This is a genomic window from Streptomyces sp. NPDC002845 (assembly GCF_053591955.1).
This window is the reverse complement of the sequence record NZ_JBSFUU010000019.1, coordinates 38,076-59,558: the sequence shown is the minus strand read 5'-3', so window position 1 is coordinate 59,558 and position 21,483 is coordinate 38,076. Positions and strand designations below refer to the sequence as shown.

The 21,483-nt window shown below is 71.7% G+C and carries 16 protein-coding genes, 6 pseudogenes and 1 riboswitch; of the genes and pseudogenes, 7 read left to right on the top strand and 15 right to left on the bottom strand.

Annotated features, from left to right (window positions below):
• Positions 1–104: 104 nt before the first annotated feature.
• Positions 105–235: riboswitch (FMN riboswitch) on the bottom strand.
• 331 nt (positions 236–566) lie between these two features.
• Together ACWD3C_RS16180 and ACWD3C_RS16175 are read left to right on the top strand one after the other, a co-directional pair.
• Positions 567–1,454, top strand: coding sequence for an RNA polymerase sigma-70 factor (locus ACWD3C_RS16180; RefSeq protein ID WP_451144286.1), 888 nt, complete (start codon positions 567–569; stop codon positions 1,452–1,454).
• A gap of 115 nt (positions 1,455–1,569) precedes the next feature.
• Positions 1,570–2,352, top strand: coding sequence for an SDR family oxidoreductase (locus ACWD3C_RS16175; RefSeq protein WP_451144284.1), 783 nt, complete (start codon positions 1,570–1,572; stop codon positions 2,350–2,352).
• Here the strand turns inward: ACWD3C_RS16175 and ACWD3C_RS16170 are convergent.
• Together ACWD3C_RS16170 and ACWD3C_RS16165 are read right to left on the bottom strand one after the other, a co-directional pair.
• Positions 2,319–2,600 (bottom strand): annotated as a pseudogene (locus ACWD3C_RS16170) (ROK family protein); the annotation flags it as partial. The gene ACWD3C_RS16175 and the pseudogene ACWD3C_RS16170 sit on opposite strands and share 34 nt — an antisense overlap.
• Before the next feature lie 714 nt (positions 2,601–3,314).
• Positions 3,315–4,205, bottom strand: a pseudogene (locus ACWD3C_RS16165) (ROK family transcriptional regulator); the annotation flags it as partial.
• Positions 4,206–4,347: 142 nt separating this feature from the next.
• On the opposite strand from ACWD3C_RS16165, the gene ACWD3C_RS16160 reads away from it, so the two are divergent.
• Positions 4,348–5,559, top strand: coding sequence for an MFS transporter (locus ACWD3C_RS16160; protein WP_451144282.1), 1,212 nt, complete (start codon positions 4,348–4,350; stop codon positions 5,557–5,559).
• A 283-nt stretch (positions 5,560–5,842) separates the two neighbouring features.
• Here ACWD3C_RS16160 and ACWD3C_RS16155 read toward each other — a convergent pair whose 3' ends face one another.
• Positions 5,843–7,000, bottom strand: coding sequence for a glycoside hydrolase family 6 protein (locus ACWD3C_RS16155; RefSeq protein WP_451144414.1), 1,158 nt, complete (start codon positions 6,998–7,000; stop codon positions 5,843–5,845).
• A gap of 186 nt (positions 7,001–7,186) precedes the next feature.
• On the opposite strand from ACWD3C_RS16155, the gene ACWD3C_RS16150 reads away from it, so the two are divergent.
• Together ACWD3C_RS16150 and ACWD3C_RS16145 are read left to right on the top strand one after the other, a co-directional pair.
• The gene (locus ACWD3C_RS16150) at positions 7,187–7,870 is read left to right on the top strand and encodes a DUF5995 family protein (protein ID WP_451144280.1); all 684 of its coding nucleotides are present in this window, start codon (positions 7,187–7,189) and stop codon (positions 7,868–7,870) included.
• Positions 7,871–7,968: 98 nt separating this feature from the next.
• Positions 7,969–8,901 (top strand): LLM class F420-dependent oxidoreductase, encoded by a 933-nt coding sequence (locus tag ACWD3C_RS16145; RefSeq protein ID WP_451144278.1) that lies wholly within the window; start codon positions 7,969–7,971, stop codon positions 8,899–8,901.
• 50 nt (positions 8,902–8,951) lie between these two features.
• On the opposite strand, the pseudogene ACWD3C_RS16140 reads toward ACWD3C_RS16145, so the two are convergent.
• Both ACWD3C_RS16140 and ACWD3C_RS16135 read right to left on the bottom strand, forming a co-directional pair.
• Positions 8,952–10,611, bottom strand: a pseudogene (locus ACWD3C_RS16140) (flavin monoamine oxidase family protein).
• A 52-nt stretch (positions 10,612–10,663) separates the two neighbouring features.
• Entirely contained in the window at positions 10,664–11,452 is a 789-nt protein-coding gene (locus tag ACWD3C_RS16135) for a carbon-nitrogen hydrolase family protein (protein WP_451144276.1), read from the bottom strand.
• A 495-nt stretch (positions 11,453–11,947) separates the two neighbouring features.
• On the opposite strand from ACWD3C_RS16135, the gene ACWD3C_RS16130 reads away from it, so the two are divergent.
• The gene (locus ACWD3C_RS16130) at positions 11,948–12,142 is read left to right on the top strand and encodes a hypothetical protein (RefSeq protein ID WP_451144274.1); all 195 of its coding nucleotides are present in this window, start codon (positions 11,948–11,950) and stop codon (positions 12,140–12,142) included.
• 158 nt (positions 12,143–12,300) lie between these two features.
• Here the strand turns inward: ACWD3C_RS16130 and ACWD3C_RS16125 are convergent, their stop codons facing one another.
• From ACWD3C_RS16125 to rpe, 10 genes and pseudogenes are all read right to left on the bottom strand, one after another.
• Positions 12,301–13,503 (bottom strand): MFS transporter, encoded by a 1,203-nt coding sequence (locus tag ACWD3C_RS16125; RefSeq protein ID WP_451144272.1) that lies wholly within the window; start codon positions 13,501–13,503, stop codon positions 12,301–12,303.
• A 194-nt stretch (positions 13,504–13,697) separates the two neighbouring features.
• On the bottom strand, positions 13,698–14,150 hold the full coding sequence (locus ACWD3C_RS16120) for an Lrp/AsnC family transcriptional regulator (RefSeq protein WP_451144270.1): 453 nt from the start codon (positions 14,148–14,150) through the stop codon (positions 13,698–13,700).
• Between the two features lie 10 nt (positions 14,151–14,160).
• A pseudogene (locus tag ACWD3C_RS16115) lies at positions 14,161–14,273 on the bottom strand (amino acid permease C-terminal domain-containing protein); the annotation flags it as partial.
• Positions 14,274–14,868: 595 nt separating this feature from the next.
• Positions 14,869–15,183, bottom strand: a pseudogene (locus ACWD3C_RS16110) (amino acid permease); the annotation flags it as partial.
• Positions 15,184–15,457: 274 nt separating this feature from the next.
• Positions 15,458–15,853 carry a hypothetical protein gene (locus ACWD3C_RS16105; protein WP_451144268.1) on the bottom strand — a complete coding sequence of 132 codons (396 nt, stop codon included), beginning with the start codon at positions 15,851–15,853 and terminating at the stop codon, positions 15,458–15,460.
• A 141-nt stretch (positions 15,854–15,994) separates the two neighbouring features.
• Positions 15,995–17,434, bottom strand: a complete 1,440-nt coding sequence (locus tag ACWD3C_RS16100) for a GuaB1 family IMP dehydrogenase-related protein (RefSeq protein ID WP_451144266.1) — start codon at positions 17,432–17,434, stop codon at positions 15,995–15,997.
• Positions 17,435–17,541: 107 nt separating this feature from the next.
• Positions 17,542–17,919: a barstar family protein gene (locus ACWD3C_RS16095; RefSeq protein ID WP_451144264.1), complete on the bottom strand. Its 378-nt coding sequence runs from the start codon at positions 17,917–17,919 to the stop codon at positions 17,542–17,544.
• Positions 17,916–18,308 carry a ribonuclease domain-containing protein gene (locus ACWD3C_RS16090; RefSeq protein WP_451144262.1) on the bottom strand — a complete coding sequence of 131 codons (393 nt, stop codon included), beginning with the start codon at positions 18,306–18,308 and terminating at the stop codon, positions 17,916–17,918. Before ACWD3C_RS16090 ends, ACWD3C_RS16095 begins: the two co-directional genes overlap by 4 nt.
• A gap of 50 nt (positions 18,309–18,358) precedes the next feature.
• Positions 18,359–19,402, bottom strand: coding sequence for a sugar-binding transcriptional regulator (locus ACWD3C_RS16085; RefSeq protein ID WP_451144260.1), 1,044 nt, complete (start codon positions 19,400–19,402; stop codon positions 18,359–18,361).
• A gap of 79 nt (positions 19,403–19,481) precedes the next feature.
• Positions 19,482–20,168 carry a ribulose-phosphate 3-epimerase gene (gene rpe / locus ACWD3C_RS16080; protein ID WP_451144258.1) on the bottom strand — a complete coding sequence of 229 codons (687 nt, stop codon included), beginning with the start codon at positions 20,166–20,168 and terminating at the stop codon, positions 19,482–19,484.
• Positions 20,169–20,416: 248 nt separating this feature from the next.
• Here rpe and ACWD3C_RS16075 point away from each other — a divergent pair.
• Positions 20,417–21,440, top strand: a pseudogene (locus ACWD3C_RS16075) (MMPL family transporter).
• Positions 21,441–21,483: the final 43 nt, after the last annotated feature.

The following is a 21,483-nucleotide window of genomic DNA, read 5'->3' as shown; positions in this document are numbered from 1 at the left end:
ACGACAGAATCTGGACGGACGACGGCACGAAGAGCGACGCCGTGTGAGACCCGTCCCCTGGGACAGGCCAAAAACAGACGGCGGCGCGCACGCATGCCCGCCCGCCGCGCACTGCCTCCCATCCGGACTTTAACCGTCGGTCCAGGAATTTCACCTGGTCAACCGGCCGCTGGAAGCGACCGGGTCGCGGACTGTAACCGCCGGTTCGGACTTTCACCGACCCCGGAGTGCGCTGCTTTTGGTACATGGTCAGTGTGCCACGCCTGATCGCCACCCATGCGGCCGAATGCTGTGGGGTGGCTCACAAGGCACCTCACTGGACTTCTCAGCGCACCCACTTGCCCACGTCACCCCTGGTCCAGACCTATTGACCGTCTTGGTCCAGTCCTCTTAAAGTCTGCGATCGCGGCTCGGATGCACCGTGCCGTCTGCGACGCTCGTGGCGCGGGGACACCCCCGCCCTGCGAGCGACCCGGCGGCGGTGACGACGGCCCTTGCCCCGCCGCCGGGTCTTCCTAGGCTCGGGCCCCTGTGAGCGGTGCCCCGGCGTTTGCGAGGCTGGGGGTGTGACGACCGGCATCGCTGACGAGTTCGAGACCCACCGCCCGCGCCTGTTCGGCCTGGCCTACCGCATGCTGGGCTCGGCTGCCGACGCCGAGGACACCGTCCAGGACGCGTATCTCCGCTTCAGCGGCGCCGACCGTACGGCCGTCGAGCACCCCGGGGCCTGGCTGGCCAAGGTGATCACGAACCTCTGCCTCAACCGGCTCACCTCGGCCCGCGCCCGGCGCGAGCAGTACACCGGGACCTGGCTGCCCGAGCCCGTGCTCACCTCGGACGGCACACTCGGACCGCTGGAGTCGGCCGAACAGCGCGACGCGGTCTCGCTGGCGCTGCTGGCCCTGCTGGAGCGGCTCACTCCGACCGAGCGGGCGGTGTACGTACTGCGGGAGGCCTTCGCGTACGGGCACCGCGAGATCGCGGACGTCCTGGACATCGGCGAGGCCAACTGCCGTCAGCTCTACCGGCGGGCGGTCCGGCACGTGTCCGCCGCCGAGGCCCGCTTCGAACCCGCGCCCGAGCAACGGGAGAGTCTCGTGGCGTCCTTCCTCACGGCGGCCCGCGAAGGCGACATGGCCGGGCTGGAGAAGCTCCTCACCGCGGACGTGACCTGGTGGTCCGACGGCGGCGGCAAGGTCACCTCGGCGCTGCGGCCGATCGAGGGGCGCGAGAAGGTCATGCGGTTCCTGCGGGGCGCCTTCGAGCGGTTCGCGGCGCACCTGGACTTCGCCGTCGCCGAGGTCAACGGCGGGCCGGCGCTGCTCGCACGGGACGGAGAGACGATGGTCGGGGCCCTGTGCTTCGAGTTCCGCGAGGGGGCGGTCGCCCAGGTGCGCGCGGTGGTGAACCCGGACAAGCTCGACTTCGTGGAGCGCCAGCTGACACGCCGCTGAACTCTTCTCCGTCGGGCTGTCACATGTCGGCTGTCACATTCGGAGGGTCTGTCCGGTCCCAGCTGGTGCGGGGTGCTCCACCGGGGAGCGCCCGCGTCCGAAGGGATGGACCAGCATGACCACGATCCTGGTGACCGGCGGTACCGGAACCCTCGGCCGACTCGTCACCGAGCGGCTCCGCGGGGACGGCCACGACGTACGGGTGCTCAGCCGGCACACCCGGCCGTACGCCGTCGATCTGCGCGAGGGCGGCAGCGGGCTGGACGCGGCCGTGGCGAGCGTGGAGACGGTCGTCCACTGCGCGACCACACCGCGCGGCGGCGACGAGCGGGCGGCGGCGAACCTGATCGGGGCCGCGCGCCGGGCGGGCGTGCGCCATCTGCTCTACATCTCGATCGTCGGCGTCGACCGGGTGCCGTTCGGCTACTACAAGTCCAAGCTGGCCGTGGAGCGGCAGATCGAGGAATCGGGGCTGGGCTGGACGATCCTGCGCACCACCCAGTTCCACGACCTCGTCGTTCAGGTCCTCCAGGCCCTGTCCAAGCCGCCGGTCCTGCTCCTCCCGGCCGGAGTCTCCGACCAACCTGTCTCTGTGGCCGAGGTCGCCGACCGGCTGGCCGAGCTGGCCGTGGGCGCCCCCGCGGGACGCGTCGAGGACATGGGCGGCCCCGGGATCCGTACGTTCCCGGAGCTGGCCCGCGCCTACCTGGCCGCCACGGGGAAGCGCCGGCCGCTGATCAATGTCCCCCTGGCCGGCAAGGCCTACCGCGCCTTCCGCTCCGGCGGCCACCTCGCTCCGGAGCGTGCCGTCGGCAAGGGGACCTTCGAGGAGTACTTGGCGGAACGGTTCGGCGGGGCTTCGGCTCAGCGTGCGGGCGGTGCGAAGAGCTCGTCCTGAGCCGTGTCCCGCGCCATCAGCAGGGCCCCGCGCACCACGGCACCCCCGCCCAGCGCGCTGGCCCGCACCTCGGTGGGAAGCGGCGACATCCGCACAAGCCGCTCCTCGACCAGGGCCGCCAACACCTCACCGCCCGCCTGCCCGACCTCACCGCCGAGCACGACACAGCCGGGGTCGAGGACAGCGATGACGGAGGCGGCACCGATGGCGAGCCGGTCGGCAAGGGCGCCGAGGAAGCGGGCCGCTGCGGTGGGGTGCGGGGGCGGGGCGTCCGGGGCCGGGGTGTCCACAGCTGAGGCATCCGGGGCCGGGGCGTCCGAGACCTCAGCACCGGCCGGATGGCCCACCACAGACTCTCTGACGTGGTCGACCGGGTCCCCCGAAGCCTCATCACCGGCCGCACCGACCGCACCGGGCTTCACGGCGCCCGGAGCCGGGGCACCCGAGACCAGGACGTCCGAGACCTGGCCATCGAGGGCGTCCCCACCAGCCGGACCGGCCACAACAGACTCCGCACCCTGCGGAGCCGAGGCGCCCGAAGCCTCACCACCTGCCGGAGCCTCCACCCCGGCCTTCACGGCGCCCGGAGCCGGGGCGCCCGATACCGGGGCATCCGAACCCCGGACACCAGAAGCCTCACCACCCGCCGGACCAGCCACCACCGACTCCACAACACCCGAAGCCAGAGCACCCGGGACCGGGACATCCGAGACAACAGACTCCGCACCCTGCGGTGCCGAGGCACCCGGAGCCACGGCACCTGAAACCGAGGCATCCGAAGCCCGAACATCAACAGCCTCGCGCCTGCCCCGACCGCCCGCAGCAGACCCCACACCCTGCGGACCCAGGCCGCCCGGAGCCTCACCGCCCCCCAGACCAACCACCGACGGACCCGCCCCCGGCCTCCGGGCTGCGCCTGTGCCGGCAGCGGTCGCCGCTGCGCTGCCCGGTGCCGTGATCGCCGCCACAGCGGCACGCACGATGTCGGCAGCCGACGGCTCCCGTGCAGCGGTCTCGGTCGCGAGCCCGCACTCCCCCGCCAGTTCGACAACGGCGCCCGCGCCGGCCAGCGAGTGGAACCCACCGGCGCAGTCCGTCGCCGAGGGCAGCGTTGTCGTGCCCGGGACCGGGAGGAAACCGATCTCGCCCGTGCCGCCGGAGGCGCCGCGGCGCAGGGTGCCGTCGAGGACGACGGCGGCGCCGGTGCCGACGCCGAGCCAGAGCAGCACGAACGTGTCGCGGTCGTGGGCGGCGCCCTCGCGTTGTTCGGCCAGGGCGGCGAGGTTGGTCTCGTTCTCGACGAGGACACGGGCGGGGAGGCGTTCGGCGAGGGCCGCGACCAGGCGACGGTGCCATTCGGGGAGGCCGGAGGAGTCACGGAGTTCGCCGGTGGCGGGGTCGATCAGGCCGGGGGCACCGACGGCCACCGTATGCAGCCGTACGGCACCCGCTTCCTTGGCCGCGCCCTCGACCAGGGCGACCGCCTGTTCCACCGCGGGCCCGGTGCCGGTGTCGTCCGCGATCGGCAGCGACGCCCGTACCAGCTCCGCGCCGAGCAGGTCGGAGACGACGACGGTGACGCCCTCGGTGCGCACGTCGAGCGCCGCGAGGTGGGCGCGGTCGGCGACGATGCCGTACAGGCGCGCGTTCGGGCCGCGCCGCTGCTCGCCGGACTCCCCCACGACCGCGATCAGGCCGGCGGCCGCCAGGCGTTCCACGAGGTCGGCGACCGTGGGCCGGGACAGTCCGGTGAGCTGCTTCAACTGCCCTGCCGTCAACGGGCCTTCCTGCTGCAGCAGCCGCAGGGCGAGCCGGTCGTTGATGGCCCGGGCGGTGCTCGGTGATGCGGCCATGCCGGGATCCTCCCAGATCGGCGGGGTACGCCCGGAGCGGGCCCCGCGGCTGCTTATCGCCTATCTATCAGGCAAGGTTCCTGATAGTTTACGCGACGGCACCGACAGGGGCGGGGACACAACGGGGAGGGCGGGCGGGAGCATGAGCGAATTGGTCCACGACAAGCGTGTGGTGCGGCACGCCCGGTACGCCGTGGCCGCCGTGTTCGCGGTGCACGGCGCGGTCACGGGCTCGTTCGCGACCCGCGTCCCGTGGATCCAGGACCACGCCTCGGTCAGCGCGGGCCAACTGGGTCTCGCCCTTGCCTTCCCCGCGCTCGGCGCGTCCGCGGCGATGCCGCTCGCGGGCCGGATCACCCACCGCTTCGGCGCCCGCACGGCGCTGCGCGGGCTGATCTCGCTGTGGACGCTCTCCCTGATCCTGCCGGCCCTCGCACCGAACCTGTGGACGCTGTGCCTGGCACTCTTCGTGTACGGCGCCACGGCGGGCATGGCCGACGTGGCGATGAACGCGCTGGGCGTCGAGATCGAGAACCGTCTCGGCAGGTCGATCATGTCCGGGCTGCACGGCATGTGGAGCGCGGGCGCCCTGGTCGGCTCGGCCGCCGGCACCCTCGCCGCCCACCTGGGCTCGGACGCGCGCCTGCACCACACGCTGGCCGCCGCGGCGCTCACCCTCCTCGGCCTGCTCGCCTGCCAGTGGGTACTGGATCTGAGGCCCACCGAGGACGAGGAGCCGCCGCCCCGCTTCGCGCTGCCGCCCAGGTCGGCGCTGCTCATCGGCGCGGTCGGGTTCTGCGCGGTGTTCGCGGAGGGCGCGAGCCTGGACTGGTCGGCGGTCTACCTGCGGGACCAGCTGGGCACCTCGGCCGGGCTCGCGGCGGCGTCCACGACCGGCTTCATGCTGACCATGGCCCTGGCCCGGATCACGGGCGACGCCATCGTGAACCGCTTCGGCGCGGTACGCACCGTACGCACCGGGGGTGTCCTGGCCGCCCTCGGCGGACTGCTCGTCGTCATCGCGGACCACCCGGCGGTCGCGATGTCCGGCTTCGCCCTGTTGGGCCTGGGCATCGCGGTCGTCGTACCGCTGTGCTTCGCGGCGGCCGGGCGCAGCGGCCCGAACCCCAGTCAGGCCATCGCCGGCGTCGCCACCATCACGTACACCTCGGGCCTGATCGCCCCCTCGGCCATCGGCACGCTGGCCGAGGCGACGAGCCTGATGGTCTCGTTCGGCCTGGTGACGGCTCTGGCCTGCGGGCTCGTCGTCTTCGCGGGCGTACTGCGTACGGGCGAGAGCGACCGGCCGAAGCCGATCGCTCCGGACGCGGCGGTTCCCGGCCCGAGGTCCTGACCGCCACGGCGAACGCCCCACGCCAGGGCCGTGGTGATCTCGTCGCTTGCAAAGAAAGTCGCTTGCGAGAAACACCGGGCACGTCGAGGCGGACGGCGAGATGACCGGCAACAGCCTGGACCACAGACTGGGCACGGCTGTCTCCGTGAGCGGCGCCGCCTCGACGCTGTCCACGGCGGTCGGCGGCCCGCGCGACCCGCCGCGCAGCACCCGGAACGCGGATCAACGCCGAGGCGGACCCGGGCAATCCGCTGAGCCCGGTGCCGGTCGCCCGCCTCAGGAGTCAGCGCGCCAGGTCGTAGGCGTACCCCGGCGAGAACGTCCCCGCCGCGCCCTTGCAGCCGTCGGCCTCGCCCGGCAGCTTGACCCACAGGTAGGCGTCGATCCGTGCCTCGCCGGTGTTCGTGGTCGGCGGCTGCCCGAGCTTGCGGCCCGCCGGGTCGCACCACTCGCCGTCGGCCGGGGCGCCGTTGCCGTTGCGGCTCGTGTCGATCACCCCGCCCAGGCCCGCCGGACCACCGAGGGCGTCCAGCACCTGCCGTACGTACGCCGCTTCGGCGCTCGTCCGGTTGAAGTTGGACACGTTGCTGAAGACCCCGTCGGAGGAGGCGGCCGAGGCGGCGCCCGCCTGGCGGAGCAGCGCGGCCTGTTCGGCGGCCGGGTTCCACTCGGAGTGCCCGGCGTCGTAGTAGACCCGGGCCTTCGGGTTCGCCGCCTTCAGGACGCGCCCCGCGCGGGCCAACGAGGCGAAGCGGCCGGCCCGTTGCCCCGCCGAGAGGCAGTCGGCCTGGGCGATCGCGTCGGGCTCCAGGATCACGATGACGTCGTCGGAGCCGAGCCCGGCGGCGAACGCGCCGATCCACGCGTCGTACGCGGCGAGACCGCGCGCCCCGCCCTGCGAGGCTCCGCCGCAGTCGCGGTCCGGGATCGCGTACACCACGACGACCGGCACGCGGCCCTCGGCAGCCCCGCCCGCAGTGACCTCCCTGACCCGGGACGTGATGGTGGACGCCGTGTTGTCGGTGAACCACACCGCGGCCGGGCGGTCGGCGATACGGGACTCGATGACCGGACGCCGGGGGTCGTCCGGGTTGGCGCGCACCCAGTCGAGGACCTGGGAGGCGGGGTGGCGGTAGAGCCGGGCGGACGGGGCGGCCACGGTATCCGTCCTCCGAGTACGGGAGGGCGTCGGGCTCGGCGCCTCGGACGACGTCGACGGGGCCGGGGACGGAGAAGACGCGGCCGGGGACGGCGAGGCCGGAGTGTGCGACGCGGAGGGCGACGGGCTCGGGCTCGGGGTCGGCACGACGGGCAGCGCCTGGAGGTTGGGCGAACGGGTCGCCGGGGGCCGCGCCTCGTCGGCTCCCCCGTCGTCGTCCAGCGCGGACACCATTCCGGTGACGGTACCGACGACGGCTACGACCGACGCCACGGCCACCATCGCGCCGCGCCGGGCGGCGCGCCTGCGCTCGGCCCTGCGTGCGGCCAGGCCCTGGGCACGTAAGCCTGACACGTACTGCTCCCCCCTCTTTCCGCCTTCCGCCTTCCGCCCCGGCGGGTTCCCCCGTTCTGAGGAAGCCCCCGCCCGGCGGTACGCGGCTCAGCCTAGGCCTGGGACCCTGCCCATATGGCGCAGTTGGAACACTTCACCCCTCCCGTCGACTCGCTGGACACGGTCGTCTCCCGGATGCGCGCTCTCGACTCGGCCCTGCCCGAGCGGGACGGGATCGCGGTCTTCAACCGCGTCTACCTCACCGTCACGGAGGCCGTCGACCGGCAGCTGGACGCCGGGGAGTTCCCCGACACCGCGGCCGCGGTCACGCTGGACGTGCGGTTCGCCGAGCGGTACCTGAGAGTCGCCGAAGGAGGACCCGCGCCCGCCTGCTGGCGGCCCCTGCTGCAGTTCCGCCGCCATCCCGGCGTACGACCGCTGCAGTTCGCGCTCGCGGGCATCAACGCGCACATCGGCCACGATCTGGCGCTCGCCGTCGTGGACGCCTGTCGTACGCTCGACTGCGAACCCGCCGATCTGGAGGACGAGTTCGACCGGGTGGGTGATCTCCTCGTCTCGCTGGAGGAGCGCATCCGCGAAGATCTGATGCCGGGTCCCGACCTCCTCCAGGTCGCCGATCCGCTCACCCATCTCCTCGGCGCGTGGAGCCTGGAGCGGGCGCGTGACGCCACCTGGGCGACCGCCCGCGCCCTGTGGGCCCTGCGCCCGCTCCCCGATCTCGCCGAGGAGTTCGGCGACCGCCTGGACGCGGCGGTGGGGCTGGCGGGCCGGATGCTGCTCACTCCCCTGCCGGACTGATCCGGCCACACCCGCCCCGCATACCGTCGATTCCGCTTCAGGGCGCGTTAGGTTGACGGTTGAACCGTTTGACGCGAACGACGCAAAGGAGCGTACGCATGGCCATTCGGTTGGGCCTCAGTCTTCCGCAGGCGCGGCAGTACGACATCGGCAAGGACGTACCCGATGTGGCGCGCACCGCCGAGCAGATCGGCTACGAGAGCCTGTGGGTGTACGAGCGCGCCCTGTTCCCGGAGCCCGCGACGCAGGGCCTCTACGGCATCCCGGGCCTGCCCTGGCCCGACATGTACCGCAGCGTCCCCGAACCCCTGGTCACCCTCACACTGGCCGCCACGGCCACCGAGCGGGTCCGGCTCGGCACGAGCGTCCTGGTAGCCCCGCTCCACAACCCGTTCCAGCTGGCCAAGGCCCTCGGCACGCTGGACTCGGCGAGCGGCGGCCGGGTGGTGGCGGGCCTCGGCACGGGCTGGTCGCTCGACGAGTACGCGGCCGCGGGGGTCGCCCCGTTCGAGGAGCGCGGCCGGGTCCTGGACGAGGTTCTCGACGTGTGCCAGGCGGTGTGGGGCCCGGACCCGGTGGTGTACGAGGGCCGCCTCACCAAGATCGCGCCGTCCGTGATCGGGCCCAAGCCCGCCCGGCCGATCCCGATCCTGCTGCCCGCCAACAGCAGGAAGGCGCTCACCCGGCTCGTCGACCGCGCCGACGGCTGGATGCCGATCGCCATGGGACCGGCCGAGCAACTCGCCACACAGTGGCGGCAGTTGCAGGACCTGGCGGCCGAGCGCGGCCGTACGAGGCCGATCGAGTCGGTGGTGCGGGTGAACCCGCGGTACACGGCGAAGGCGTACGACGGCACGGACCGCGCCCCGTTCCAGGGGAACGTCGAGCAGATCGTGACGGACCTCAAGGCCCATGCCGAGATCGGCCTCGACGAGTTCTTCCTCGACCTCCAGGGCGGCGCGCGGGACGCCCAGGAGCTCAAGGAGGTGGCCGCCGAGGTGTACGAGGCGGCGCGGGCGGCCGGCGTGTGATCCCGGGCGACCGGCCCGGCCCCAGGCGCTCAGTCCTCAGGCCTCAGGCCTCAGCCCTCGGGCAGTTCCACCGGCGCGATCTCGTCGTAGACGTCGCCGGGCCCGGGGTTGGCCGGGTCGGTCTCCCCGCCGAAGTGGTGCATGACGCCCCACACGGCGTTCAGCGCGGTCTGCACGGCGCCCTCGGCCCAGCCGGCCGTCCAGGAGATGTCGTCACCGGCAAGGAAGACCCCCCGCTTGTCCGCGGGCAGCCGGTCCTGCATGAAGTGCGTGAACAGGCGCCGCTGGTAGCGGTAGTGGCCCGGCAGGTTGGCCTTGAACGCACCCATGAAGTAGGGCTCGTTCTCCCAGGACACCGTCACCGGACTGCCGATGATGTGCTTCCTGATGTCGACCTTCGGGTAGATCTCGCCGAGCGACTTCAGCATGACCTCCATCCGCTCGTTCGCGGACAGCGGCAGCCACTTCAGGCTCACCCCACCCGAGTTAGCGCAACGTGGCACCCCTGTGACAGAGTGTGACGTGCACGCCCGGCGCCCAGGCGACGTCGGGCACCCTCCTCGGTGGGGTCACCCGACCTGACCGACCAGCGTCCGGAGGGGCGTGCCACGCGGGCTGACGGCTTCCGCCGTTCAGTACCAGGGCACGAAGGCGATTGGCTCACATCCCTGAGCAACACGGTGGATCCCTAAGCCAATCAGAGACGCTGTCGTCGCACCAGGTGCACGAGAGGTAGATGTCACCCTGCGCGTCCGTCACCGTGACCCGGCTGCACCGCACCGCGGGCAGCCGGGTCCCGGTCGGCACACGGCTCACCGTTCGCGTGCAGGGACTTGAGCGACGTCCCGTACGGCCAGTGCGCGACCTTCTCCGGCTCGCGCTCCCACGCCGCAGCGGCAGTTGCTGGGAACCGCCGACGATGCCGCGGTGGTGGTCGTCGGCCTCGGTGTAGACGACGCGCAGGATTTCGAGGATGGAGTTGGGGAAGTCCGTGTCCCAGCCTCCCGTCCCGAAGCCGACCTGACCGAAGATCTCCCGGCACCGGAAGGACGTGAAGACCTCGGACGTGCAGAGGAATCCGTAGAAGGTCTGGTTGTCGAGCTTCTCGACGAGCCTCGCCCAGATCTCGCGGATGCGCGGCACGTCGCGCTCACGCATGGCCCGGTTCATGCCGGAGAAGTCGGCGCCCTCTTCCAGGCACTTGTTCCAGGCGTTCGCCACGTCCCGGTAGACCTGCGGAAGGTCGTCGGGCGTCTCGGCGCAGTGGCTCTCACCCTTGAGGTCGACGACCGTCGAAGGCGTCGCTTCGGCAAGGGGGTTGGGGAACGGGCGGGTCTCCAGGCCGACCAGGTCGATGTAGTGCTGGAGGGCCGTGGAGGACGGCGGGAAGCGCATCGCGCCCATCTCGGCGGTCAGCGACGGGTCACAGCCCTCGAAGCCGACGGTCCGCAGCCGTCCGCCGATCCGATCCGCCTCGTACACGACCGGCTTGAGGCCCATCTGCATCAGCTCGTACGCGGCCACGATGCCCGACAGCCCGCCGCCGATCACCGCGACCTCGGTGCCGTGCTCGGTCGCGGGTATCCGGCCGAGGCCCGCCGGGTGGGCGAGGAAGTCGTCGTACGCGTACGGGAAGTCCGGGCCGAACATGGTGATCGGCGGCTGCTGCTCGTCTGCGTGCTCGACGGCGTTGGGCACCGTGGACGTCATGGGGTACGGACTCCTTGCACGAAAGCTCGGGGGTGGGGCTGAGGCGTGGGGGTCAGATGAGGGACCCGTAGAGGCCGGGGCGACGGTCCTTCAGGTACGGGTTCGCCTCGCGTGAGGCCGCGAGGAAGGCGGGGTCGGTGTCAGCGAGGAGGAGTTCCTCACCGCGCCCGGCGCGGGTCCGGGGCACCCCGTCGGGGCCGGCCAGTGTGGAGAGCCCGACGAACTCGAACTCCCCTTCCCGACCGACCCGGTTGACGTACGCCACATACATCTGGTTCTCGAAGGCCCGCACCGGGACGACGGACTCGGCGACGAACTGGAACGGGTGCATCTGGGCCGTGGGCACCACGAGGAGGTCGGTGCCGGCGAGGGCGTGCGCGCGGACGTTCTCCGGGAACTCCACGTCGTAGCAGATCATGATCCCGATCCGGAGCCCGTTCAGCTCGGCCTGGACGACCGGCTGCTCGCCCGGTGTGAAGTGGTCGCGCTCGAAGCGGCCGAAGAGGTGGGTCTTGCGGTAGGCGGCGAGGCGGATGCCGTCGGCGGTGATGAGCTGGGCGGAGTTGAAGACCCGCTCGCCGTCGCGTTCGGGGTAGCCGTAGACGACCGCGAGGCCGTGATGTCCGGCGATCTCCGCGACCGCGTCGGCGGACTCCCCGTCGGCGGGCTCGGCGAGCCGGGCGATGTCGTCGCCGATCGCGTACCCGGTCAGGAACATCTCCGGTGCCACCAGGAGCCCGGCGCCCGCTGCGGCGGCACGGCCCGCGGCCTCGTCGAGAACCTTGAGGTTCTCGACGACCGAGCCGGGGCGGCCGGAGCTCTGGAGCAGGGCGGTGCGCATGCGTGATCCTCACCGGAACAGGGGGTTGGGGGCCAGGGGGTTGGGGGCCAGGGGGTTGGGGGCCAGGGGGTTGGGGGCCAGATAGACGGTACGGTCGGCGCGCTCGGCCCGACAAGCGGGAGCCGTTGCGCGCCGGTGGACGATTCATTGCGTGCGACAGGGGTCCTGCGTCGATTCGTTGCACGCCCTGTGGGTGAGAGGTTCTCGGCCTGGGGGCGCAGGTCAGAGCCGTGCGCCCCCCCCTGAAAGGGAGGCGGGGTGAGCTCCGCAGAGGGATGTGGATGAGGGCTCGGTGCCGGGACAGTGGAATGCGTCCGGGGCCACTGCCCGCACCGCCTGTCGAAGGGGCTGTCATGGACCGTCGTACGAAGATCACCGCGCTCGGCACGATCACCGCGCTCGCCGCGCTGCTCGCCACCGTGACCGCGGTGGCTGGCACCGCCAGGCTGTACCGGTCGGCCAGGAACGGCGTCGCGTTGCCCTCGCGAAGGACACTTGGCGGCGCAGGACAGCGACGGCCCGGCGGAGGCCAACACCCGGCCCGGCCACGCCCTGCCCGGCCACAGCCGGACGGTCACGGACGGCTTGGACCCCGAGGGCCTGCCCGGGTGCGCCGGCTCGGCGAGCTTGGCCTCGGTCGAGCGGGGCCTCGGCCGCTGCACGGTCGTGCCGTGGCGGCCGAGGCCATGAGCCGCCTTGCCGAAGAGGACCGGTGCGTCACCGCGCCCCGTCAGAGGCACGGGGCTGTGTCATCGTACGGCTCCACCGCGTTGACCGCGTTGACCGCGTGGACTACGTGGACCACGTGGACCACGTGGGCGCGGCCGGCCACGGACAGCCTGCGGCTTTCATGCCGCACTCCCCCCGGAGCGCCTGGCCGCCAGCAGCAGTGCCGTCACCAGATACGGCACCGCGAACACCGCGAAGGTCGTGCCGTGGGTGGTGGCCGAGCCGATCGTCGCGTACGCCCCGAACACCCCCACTGTGGCCAGTTCGGTGCCCACGCCCGCGACCGAGGTCAGCGTGGCCCGGGCCTCGCCCTCGATGCGCATCTGGAGCCGGGCGTCGGCGAGGACGGTCGCCAGCTGAAACCCACCGAAGGCGAGGGCCACCAGGGCGATGCCAGCCGGTGTCCCGGTGGCCGCGCCCCACGCCAGGGCCAGTGCGGAGCCCGCGAGCACGCCGGCCAGTCCGGACGCGCCGAGGCGTTCGGCCGGACCCGCCAGCAGACTTCCGGCCGTGGCTCCCGTCCAGATGAGGAGGAGCAGATACGGGACCGTCTCGTCCGCGACGCCGGTGCCGCGTGCCAGCAGCGGTGTGTACTCGTCGAGCGCGCCCCACACGGCGCTGACGGCCGGGACGAGCAGCAGCGCCCCGCGCACCCGTCGGTCACGGCGTGCCTCGCCGAGGCCGGTCTTCAGCGACATGAGCATCGAGGGTCGGCCGTCGCCGTCAACGGCCGGTGCCCGGTGTTCCGGGAATCGGTACGCGACCGCCGAGGTCAGCAGGCAGACCAGGACGCTGGCCAGGCCGACGGCCGGATAGCCGCCCAGGTCGAGCACGGGGCCGGCCAGGCCCATGGCCGCCATCACGGCCACGAGCCCGGCGGCCTGGGCGCGGCCCATCACACGGGCGTAGCGGTGGGCGGCGCCGAGCCGTTCGAGCTCCTCGTAGACCAGTGCTTCGAGCGCGCCTGAGCCCAGCGCTCCCTTGACGCCCCAGAGCACGAAGCCGAGGGCGAACGCCCAGTAGGAGGGGGCGAGCACCCAGAGGGCGAAGCCGACGGCGGTGAGCAGGGGGCCGAGCCAGAGCAGCAGCCGTCGGGAGACGGCGTCGGCCCAGGCACCGGACGGGACCTCCAGCGCGACAGCGGTGACCGACCAGAGGGCGAACAGGGAGGAGATCTGCCAGACCGAGAGTCCGGTGTCACTGAACAGCAGCGCGTACACCGGGTAGAGCAGGACGAAGTCGTCGAGGAACGCGTAGCCGTACAGCGTGGCCGTCAGTCGTCGGACGCCGGTGGTGGGCACACGCGCAGGTGAGAGTGTCATGAGGCCTTCCCGCAGGGACAGTTCGGATGCCGGAGTGACGGCGTCCGAGGTGGCCCTCGGGAGGCACGGCTGGTGGATCAATGTCGCCAGGTCATGGAACCGATCTTAGCCGGGTTCGGTTCCGCCGCGCAGGGAGAATGTGGTGATCACCGCCGCGTGGTCGGAGGGCCAGAACGCCGCCCCAAGCGGAGCGCCTACGTCGGTGACCCCGACGAGAACCTCCGGAACAACGGCGACAACACCAGCACCGACTTCGTCCGCTCCACGAACGGCTCCCCCGCGATCCGCTCCAGCACCCGCTCGAAGTGCCGCATGTCGGAGGCGAAGACCTGGACGACCGCGTCGGCCTCACCGGTGACGGTGGAGGCGGCCACGATCTCCTGGTAGCGCTCCAGGCCGCGCTGGATGGTCTCCGGCGAGGTGTTGCGCCGGCAGTAGATCTCGACGAACCCTTCGGTCTCCCAGCCGAGGGCCGCCGGGTCGACGCGGACGGTGAAGCCGGTGATGGCTCCGGTGGCGCGCAGCCGGTCCACGCGCCGTTTGACGGCGGGTGCGGACAGGCCGACCAGTTGGCCGATGTCGGCATACGAGCGGCGGGCGTCCTCGGCGAGGGCGTGCACGATGCGTTCGTCGAGATCGTTCAGCACTGCGGGTGGTTCACTTCACTTCTGGTGTCGCAAGACGAGAACGGCAAGCGCCGTACCCGAAGTAGAACACGAGCCCGACCGCCATCCAGACTCCGAAGACCCCCAGGTGACGGTGTCGAAGGTCTTCAACTCCTGGCAGTTTTGCTGTGTTTTCCTGCGTGAATCGGCCCGCGCCATCCGCACCACCGTCGAGGGCACCGTCCACGCGGTGCGCCGCCCCAAGAAGACCACCCGCCGCCTGCGGCGCGCCCGCCGCCAAGCGGCCGCACCATCCCGCCCGCACGGGCCGAAGACCACCCCCGGCAAGACCCGCCCCACACCGGCCCGGCCCGCCGGTCGAAGACTTCCCGCCGTATGCCCGATGTGCGTACGGTCCCCGCCACCACCCCCACCGGGGTGGTCAAGCGTCCGGCGGGGTGTGACACCCAGGCACCCACCCCTCACGGGCCGGTGCCAGGTCATGGAGTACCCACACCCCGCAACCGGCCGGAAGACCACCTTCCCACCGGCTACCGGGCGCGGCTCTCCCACGGAACCTGTCGGCGGCGCACCCGCGCCGCCGAGCGGACCGGCTTCCACCACGCGCACGCCACCGAAGTCCTCCCCCTCACCCCGAGGTTCGGACCCCGACGGCAACCGCACACGACCACGCCGCACCCGAAAAGCCCGATTCACTCAGGCACACACAGAGTTCCAGAGACGCTGCCCATCATCCAGAGGCGAAGCCGAGCGCGGGAAACAGCGGGGACAGCGGCACACAGAACGTACGGCGCATGTCCGGGAGTGACAGCGGCCCGGCGTCGGGGACGGCCTCGCCGAGCACCACGAAGATGCCAATGCCGAGCGTGGCGCCGATGCTGATCATGGTGAGCTGCCACAGCCCCAGGAACCGCCGGGGCGAGCCTCCCTCGCCCCGTCCGCCCACCGAGACCAGCGCTTCCACGAGCTTGCGGCGCATCAGGCGCGCGGCTGCGCCGGAGGACTACGGGGTGGGGTGACTGCTGGTCTTCGGTGGTGCGCCGTGGTCGAGCACGCGTCGGCTCCTTCATCGCTGCCGGTCTGGGCCGGTGAGGACCGACGGCAACCCGAGGGAAGGGGGCCACCGAGCAAGGGGTTCCCGCCATGCCACGTACAGCGCATGACCCTATGAGCCAGGGCTTCACGGGCGTAGTGCAGCAACCTTGCGCATCTCCACAAGATCGTTTCGTTTATCGCAGCAGCATGCAGGTTCGTTGCGCGGGGGCTTTCAAGTGTTGCGCGCAAGCGCTTTCCAGGCAGGGGGCGACGAGGCAGGCGGGCCGCCGCTCTCAGCCCTCGTCCGGCTCCCCCGCGATCGCCCGGGCCTCCGCCGCGTCGTCCTCGTCGATCCCCATCTGCCCCGGCCTGCCGTATGCCGCCGCCTGGCCGTCGATCCACCGGGTGTGGGCCTCCCAAGCGGCCTGTTTGCTGGTGCCGAGGGCCGCGCCGATCTGGGACCAGGAGGCACCCGCCTCGCGGGCCGCGCGCACGGTGAGCTGTCGCCCGTACGCCGCCTTGCGGGCCACGACCTCGCTCAGCGCCAGCAGTTCCAGCAGTTCCGCCCGGCCGAGGGCCTCCCCGTCGCTCCCGAAGCCGGCCAGCGACTCCCGGTTCCGCAGCTCGTCCAGCCGGGCCACGGCGGTCAGCAGGGTGTGCTGCGGTTCGATGCTCTGCGGTGTCGTCATACCGACCAGCGTCTCGTCAGGCAGGCTTGACGTCAAGAGCGCTTGACGAATGTTCCGGCGGATCAGCGCGCACGCTGACGGCCCCTGTTGTCGCGTCCGGACGCGACAACAGGGGCCGTACAGAAGAGAGTCGACTCGGGTTCACCAGCTGGCGTGCAGCGGCTTGCCCTCCGCGTAGCCGGCCGCGCTCTGGATGCCGACGACGGCCTTCTCCACGAACTCCTCCAGGGAGGCGGCGCCTGCGTAGGTGCAGGAGGAGCGGACACCCGCGATGATCGAGTCGATCAGGTCCTCGACGCCCGGGCGGGCCGGGTCGAGGAACATGCGCGAGGTGGAGATGCCCTCCTCGAACAGGGCCTTGCGGGCGCGGTCGTACGCGGACTCCTCGCTCGTACGGTTGCGGACGGCGCGCGCGGAGGCCATGCCGAACGACTCCTTGTAGAGGCGGCCGCTCGCGTCCTGCTGGAGGTCGCCCGGGGACTCGTACGTGCCCGCGAACCACGACCCGATCATGACGTTCGACGCACCCGCCGCCAGCGCCATGGCCACGTCGCGCGGGTGCCGGACCCCGCCGTCGGCCCACACGTGCTTGCCGTACTTCCTCGCCTCGGCGGCGCACTCCAGCACGGCCGAGAACTGCGGCCGGCCCACGCCGGTCATCATGCGGGTGGTGCACATGGCGCCCGGTCCGACACCGACCTTGATGATGTCCGCCCCGGCCTCGACGAGGTCCCGTACGCCCTCGGCGGCGACGATGTTGCCCGCCACGATCGGCACCCCCGGGTCGAGGTCGCGCACCAGCTTGATGGCGCTGAGCATCGACTCCTGGTGGCCGTGCGCGGTGTCGATGACCAGCGTGTCGACGCCCGCGTCGAGCAGTTGCTTCGCCTTGCCCGCGACATCGCCGTTGATGCCGACGGCGGCGGCGATGCGCAGCCTGCCCTTGGCGTCGACGGCCGGGGTGTAGAGCGTGGCGCGCAGGGCGCCCTTGCGGGTGAGGATGCCCGCGAGCTTGCCGTCGGCGTCCACGGCGGGCGCGTAGCGGCGGTTGGCGGTGTCGAGGCGGTTGAAGGCCTCGCGCGGGTCGATGTCCGCGTCGAGCAGCAGCAGGTCCCTGGACATGACCACTTCCAGCTGGGTGAAGCGGTCCACGCCGGACAGGTCGGCGTCGGTGACCACACCGACCGGCCTGCCCTCCTCGTCGACGACGACGCCCGCGTTGTGCGACCGCTTCGGCAGCAGGGCCAGCGCGTCGGCGACGGTCTGGTGCGGGGTGAGCACGATCGGGGTGTCGAGCACCAGGTGACGCTGCTTGACCCAGGAGATGACCTCGGTGACGACCTCGATCGGGATGTCCTGCGGGATGACCACGAGGCCGCCGCGCCGGGCCACGGTCTCGGCCATGCGGCGCCCGGCGATCGCGGTCATGTTGGCGACGACGAGCGGGATGGTCGTGCCCGTGCCGTCCGGGGCGGACAGGTCGACGCCCTGCCGCGAACCGACGGCGCTGCGGTTCGGGACCATGAAGACGTCGTCGTACGTCAGGTCGTACGCGGGCTGGATGTCATTGAGGAAACGCACGTGCTGCACATCCCAGTCGATCAGAGGTGGCCCCCGGACAGGTCAGCCAGGGGGAAGAGCACGTACTTCATTGTCCCATGTCGACCGGTACGGCCTGCCCGGACAGATCATCCAGGCAGGTCGGGGGCGGATTGGGAGGATCCTCCGAGGTCCAGCACCACCCGGAGTTCGCTGTCCGTGCCGCTCCAGTGGTCGGCGGCCTGTGCGAAGACCTCCCGCGCGATGTCCCAGTCGTGCGGCACCGCCCCGGCGAAGTCCTGCCAGCCGGTGACCACGACGAGCCGCCCCCGCACGGGCGGGGCCCACGACAGGTCGGTGAGGCAGTCGGCGAGCGCGTCCCAGTTCCGGCCGAAGTAGTCGGGCAGGTCGAAGGCGCGGGCGGCGCGGTCCATGAAGGCGGGCTTGTCGGCGGCTCCGGCGAGGTCCAGCTCGACATGGGCCCAGCCTCCGGCGGCCAGTACCTCGGCCAGCGTCCCGTCGCTCATCTCAGTACCGCCCTGAACGAGTCGTAGTGATCACCGGTGTAGTAGACCTCGCCGCCGTCGCCCGTGACGACGCGCCGAGCCCCTCGGTCGCTCTCGCCGGGCGTCCGCACCGTGTACTCGCGGTAATAGCCCCGCGGATGCCAGGGCAGCAGGCCCTCGAAGTTCCCGAAGACGCTGCCGTCCTTGGCGTACGGGAAGGGGCCGCCGTCGTCGATGAGGGTGAGTGTCTCCCGCGCCTGGGCGGGGAGTCGGACCTCGGTGACGGTCGCCATGTCGCCGGCCCAGGAAGGTCTTCCTGCCGTTTCCGTGGAGGAACAGCCCGCGACGAGTACGGCAAGACAGACGAGCAGCCCCGCGACGAGCACCCGGGGGACGGACCGCAGCAGCATGGCACCGATGCTGTCACGGCCGCCCCCGTGGGGCGCGCCGTCGGGGCCCGTCAGTGTCCGTCGGGGTCCGCCCGGTTGAGCGCGGGCCTCGGCGCCGGCCCCGCCGTCAGCAGGTAGTCCGCCGCGGACGTGTCCGTCACCAGGCTCGTCACCAGCCCCGACCGGAGCACCGCGTCGATCGCGGCCGCCTTCCGCTGCCCGCCCGCGATCGCGACGACCTCGGGGACACGGCGGAGCTGGTCGGCCTTGACGGTGATGCACCGCTCCCCAAGGTCCCGTCCGACCCGGCGGCCGTCGGCGTCGAAGAGGTGCGCGGACATCTCGGCGGCGACACCGAGGGAGGAGTAGTGGGCGCGTTCCTCGTCGGTGAGCATGTCGTGCACCGTCGAGATGCCCGCCTCCCAGGATCCGATGGAGACGCAGGCGACCGTGACCTTGTCGAAGTACTCGAAGGCGCGGGCGATCCCGGTCTGGTTGCGCAGCGCGGCGGCGGTGGCCGCGTCGGGCAGCAGCATCGGCGCGTAGATCGGGTGGGCGTCCCCGCCCGACACCTGGGCCGCGCGCCTGACCGCCTCCACCGAGCCGCGCTCGGCGGTCCCGGCGTCGTACACGCCCGTCAGCTGCACCACCGTGCAGGGCGGCAGCCGGTCGAGGGCGGCCGCCATGTGGATGGTGGAGCGGCCCCAGGCGAGGCCGAGGACATCGCCCTCGTTCACCAGTTCACCGAGCAGATCCGCGGCGACCTCGCCGAGGTTCTCGGGGTCGGGCGACTCCTCCGCATCGGCCGGGGACTCGACCACCACGGCGTGCCTGAGGCCGTAGCGGGCGCGCAGCGCGTCGGAGCGCTCGGCGTCCAGCTCGGCCGGGACGCGGATCTCGATGCGTACAAGGTCCCGTTCGAGAGCGGTCTCCAGGACCCGGGCCACCTTGAAGCGGCTGACGCCGAACTCCTCCGCGATCTGGATCTTGGATTTGCCCTCCAGGTAGAAGCGACGTGCCATGGCCGCCGCCTGCACCAGCTCAGCGGGTCCCATCCGCATGGCTGACCGGCCCGCCGACATACCCGACACGGCCTTCTCCTCACTGCTGTTCACACTCTGGATACGCCGTTCATCCTTGCAGATCCGGCGTATTCGATCAGCCCCGAACGGGCGGCGTTCATGTTCCCTTGGCTCAGTGGTCGCATGCCCAGGCTGCCGTGGCGGTAGTCGACTCCGCCTGAACCCGCAGTGCGCGGACCGCCTCGGCGGGGTCGTCCGCCCCGTACACCGCCGAACCGGCGACGAAGACGTCCGCGCCCGCCTCGGCGCAGCGCTCGATGGTGGAGGCCGAGACACCGCCGTCGACCTGCAGCCACATCTCCAGGCCGTGCTTGTTGATCAGCTCTCGGGTCCGGCGGATCTTCGGCAGCATGATGTCGAGAAAGGCCTGGCCGCCGAATCCCGGCTCGACCGTCATGATCAGCACCATGTCGAGCTCGGGCAGCAGATCCTCGTACGGCTCGACGGGAGTCGCCGGCTTCAGCGCCATGGAGGCCCTGGCTCCCTTGGCCCGGATCTCGCGGGCGAGCCGCACCGGCGCGGCTGCCGCCTCGACATGGAAGGTGACGGAACCGGCACCCGCTTCCACGTACTGGGGCGCCCACCGATCAGGGGCCTCGATCATCAGATGGCAGTCCAACGGCGTATCCGTCGCACGGGCCAGGGACTCTACGACCGGCACACCGAGCGTGAGGTTCGGTACGAAATGGTTGTCCATCACGTCGACGTGAAGCCAGTCGGCCCCTTCGACCGACTTCGCCTCCTCGGCGAGTCGGGCGAAATCGGCGGACAGGATGCTGGGGTTGATCTGCACTGCCATGCTCCAAGCCTGCCATGCCCTCCGGGGGTTGCGCGGGTGGGTCCTGCCTGGCGAGGGTTGTGGGCAATCTGCGGGTCGCCACTGGTTGCTCGCGCAGTTCCCCGCGCCCCTTAAGGGGCGCGGGGAACTGCGCCCCATGGCAGACAGGCCCGCGTACGGCTGCGGGGGTGGCCATGACGGAGACCAAGGAGACCGGGACGGGCAGTCGCGCGGTCGCGCACCTCGTCTGCGGGCGTCGTGCCAAGTAGCTGGTGTTGTGGCTGGTGGTGCTCTTTGTGGCTGCGCCGTTCGCGCAGAAGCTCACCGATGCCCAGGACAACCACACAGCCTCGTGGCTGCCGGGCTCGGCCGAGTCCACTCAAGTCCTGGAGATCACCGAGGACTTCAGGCCCGAGCAGATCCCCGCGATCGTCGTGTACGCCCGCGAGAGCGGCCTCACCGCCGAGGACCGACCGGGCGCGGATCGAGGAGGACGTACGGCAGGTCAGCGAGCTGCGCGACCACGGCATCCGCGACGCGGAGACCCGGGGACCGATCTTCGACCGGGAGACCGGCCCGCGGGCGGCCCAGGTCCTCGTGCCGATCACGACGGAGGGCGTCGTACCCGAATCGCTCGGCCTGCCGCCGAACACGAAACCCGAGTTCGAGGGCAAGGTCCTGTTCGAGGCCACCATGACGGAGCCCGCGGACAGCGAGGCCGCGAAGCAGACCGTGGAACGCGTGCGGGACGCCGTCCACCCGGTACCGGACGCCGACGCCCAGGTGGGCGGCAGCACGGCGGCCCTGCTGGACATGGACGACGCCACGACCCACGACAACGTACTGATCATCCCGCTGGTCCTGGTCGTCGTGATGCTGATCCTCTGTGTCCTGCTCCGCGCCCTGATCGCGCCGTTGCCGCTCATCGCGACGGTGATCCCGTCGTTCGCGGCCGCGCTCGGCATCAGCGCCCTGGCCTTCCGCCACCTGTTCGACTACGCGGGCGAGTCGACGGACTTCCCGCTCGTCGTCTTCGTCTTCGTCTTTGTCTTCGTCTTCGTGGTAGTTCTCGGCATCGACTACACATCTTCCTGACCACCCGCATCCGCGAGGAGGCCGCCCGTCAGGGCACCCGCCGGGGCGTGGTGACCGGCCTGGCCGCGACAGGCTCTGTGATCACCTCCGCGGGCCTGGTCCTGGCCGGCACCTTCGCCGCCCTCGGCACGCCCCCCATGGTCGCCTTCGCGGGGATCGGCTTCGTCCGTGTTCCTGGACATCGGCCCGAAGGTGTAGTGGCCGCACCCGCCGGCGCGGGAGGACGGCGGGGCCCAGCGAC

Coding starts and splice junctions, on each gene's coding strand:
- ACWD3C_RS16175 (WP_451144284.1), top strand. CDS start 1,570: ATGACCACGATCCTGGTGACCGGCGGTACCGGAACCCTCGGCCGACTC.
- ACWD3C_RS16160 (WP_451144282.1), top strand. CDS start 4,348: ATGAGCGAATTGGTCCACGACAAGCGTGTGGTGCGGCACGCCCGGTAC.
- ACWD3C_RS16155 (WP_451144414.1), bottom strand. CDS start 7,000: ATGGTGGCCGTGGCGTCGGTCGTAGCCGTCGTCGGTACCGTCACCGGA.
- ACWD3C_RS16150 (WP_451144280.1), top strand. CDS start 7,187: ATGGCGCAGTTGGAACACTTCACCCCTCCCGTCGACTCGCTGGACACG.
- ACWD3C_RS16145 (WP_451144278.1), top strand. CDS start 7,969: ATGGCCATTCGGTTGGGCCTCAGTCTTCCGCAGGCGCGGCAGTACGAC.
- ACWD3C_RS16135 (WP_451144276.1), bottom strand. CDS start 11,452: ATGCGCACCGCCCTGCTCCAGAGCTCCGGCCGCCCCGGCTCGGTCGTC.
- ACWD3C_RS16125 (WP_451144272.1), bottom strand. CDS start 13,503: ATGACACTCTCACCTGCGCGTGTGCCCACCACCGGCGTCCGACGACTG.
- ACWD3C_RS16105 (WP_451144268.1), bottom strand. CDS start 15,853: ATGACGACACCGCAGAGCATCGAACCGCAGCACACCCTGCTGACCGCC.
- ACWD3C_RS16095 (WP_451144264.1), bottom strand. CDS start 17,919: ATGAGCGACGGGACGCTGGCCGAGGTACTGGCCGCCGGAGGCTGGGCC.
- ACWD3C_RS16090 (WP_451144262.1), bottom strand. CDS start 18,308: ATGCTGCTGCGGTCCGTCCCCCGGGTGCTCGTCGCGGGGCTGCTCGTC.
- rpe (WP_451144258.1), bottom strand. CDS start 20,168: ATGGCAGTGCAGATCAACCCCAGCATCCTGTCCGCCGATTTCGCCCGA.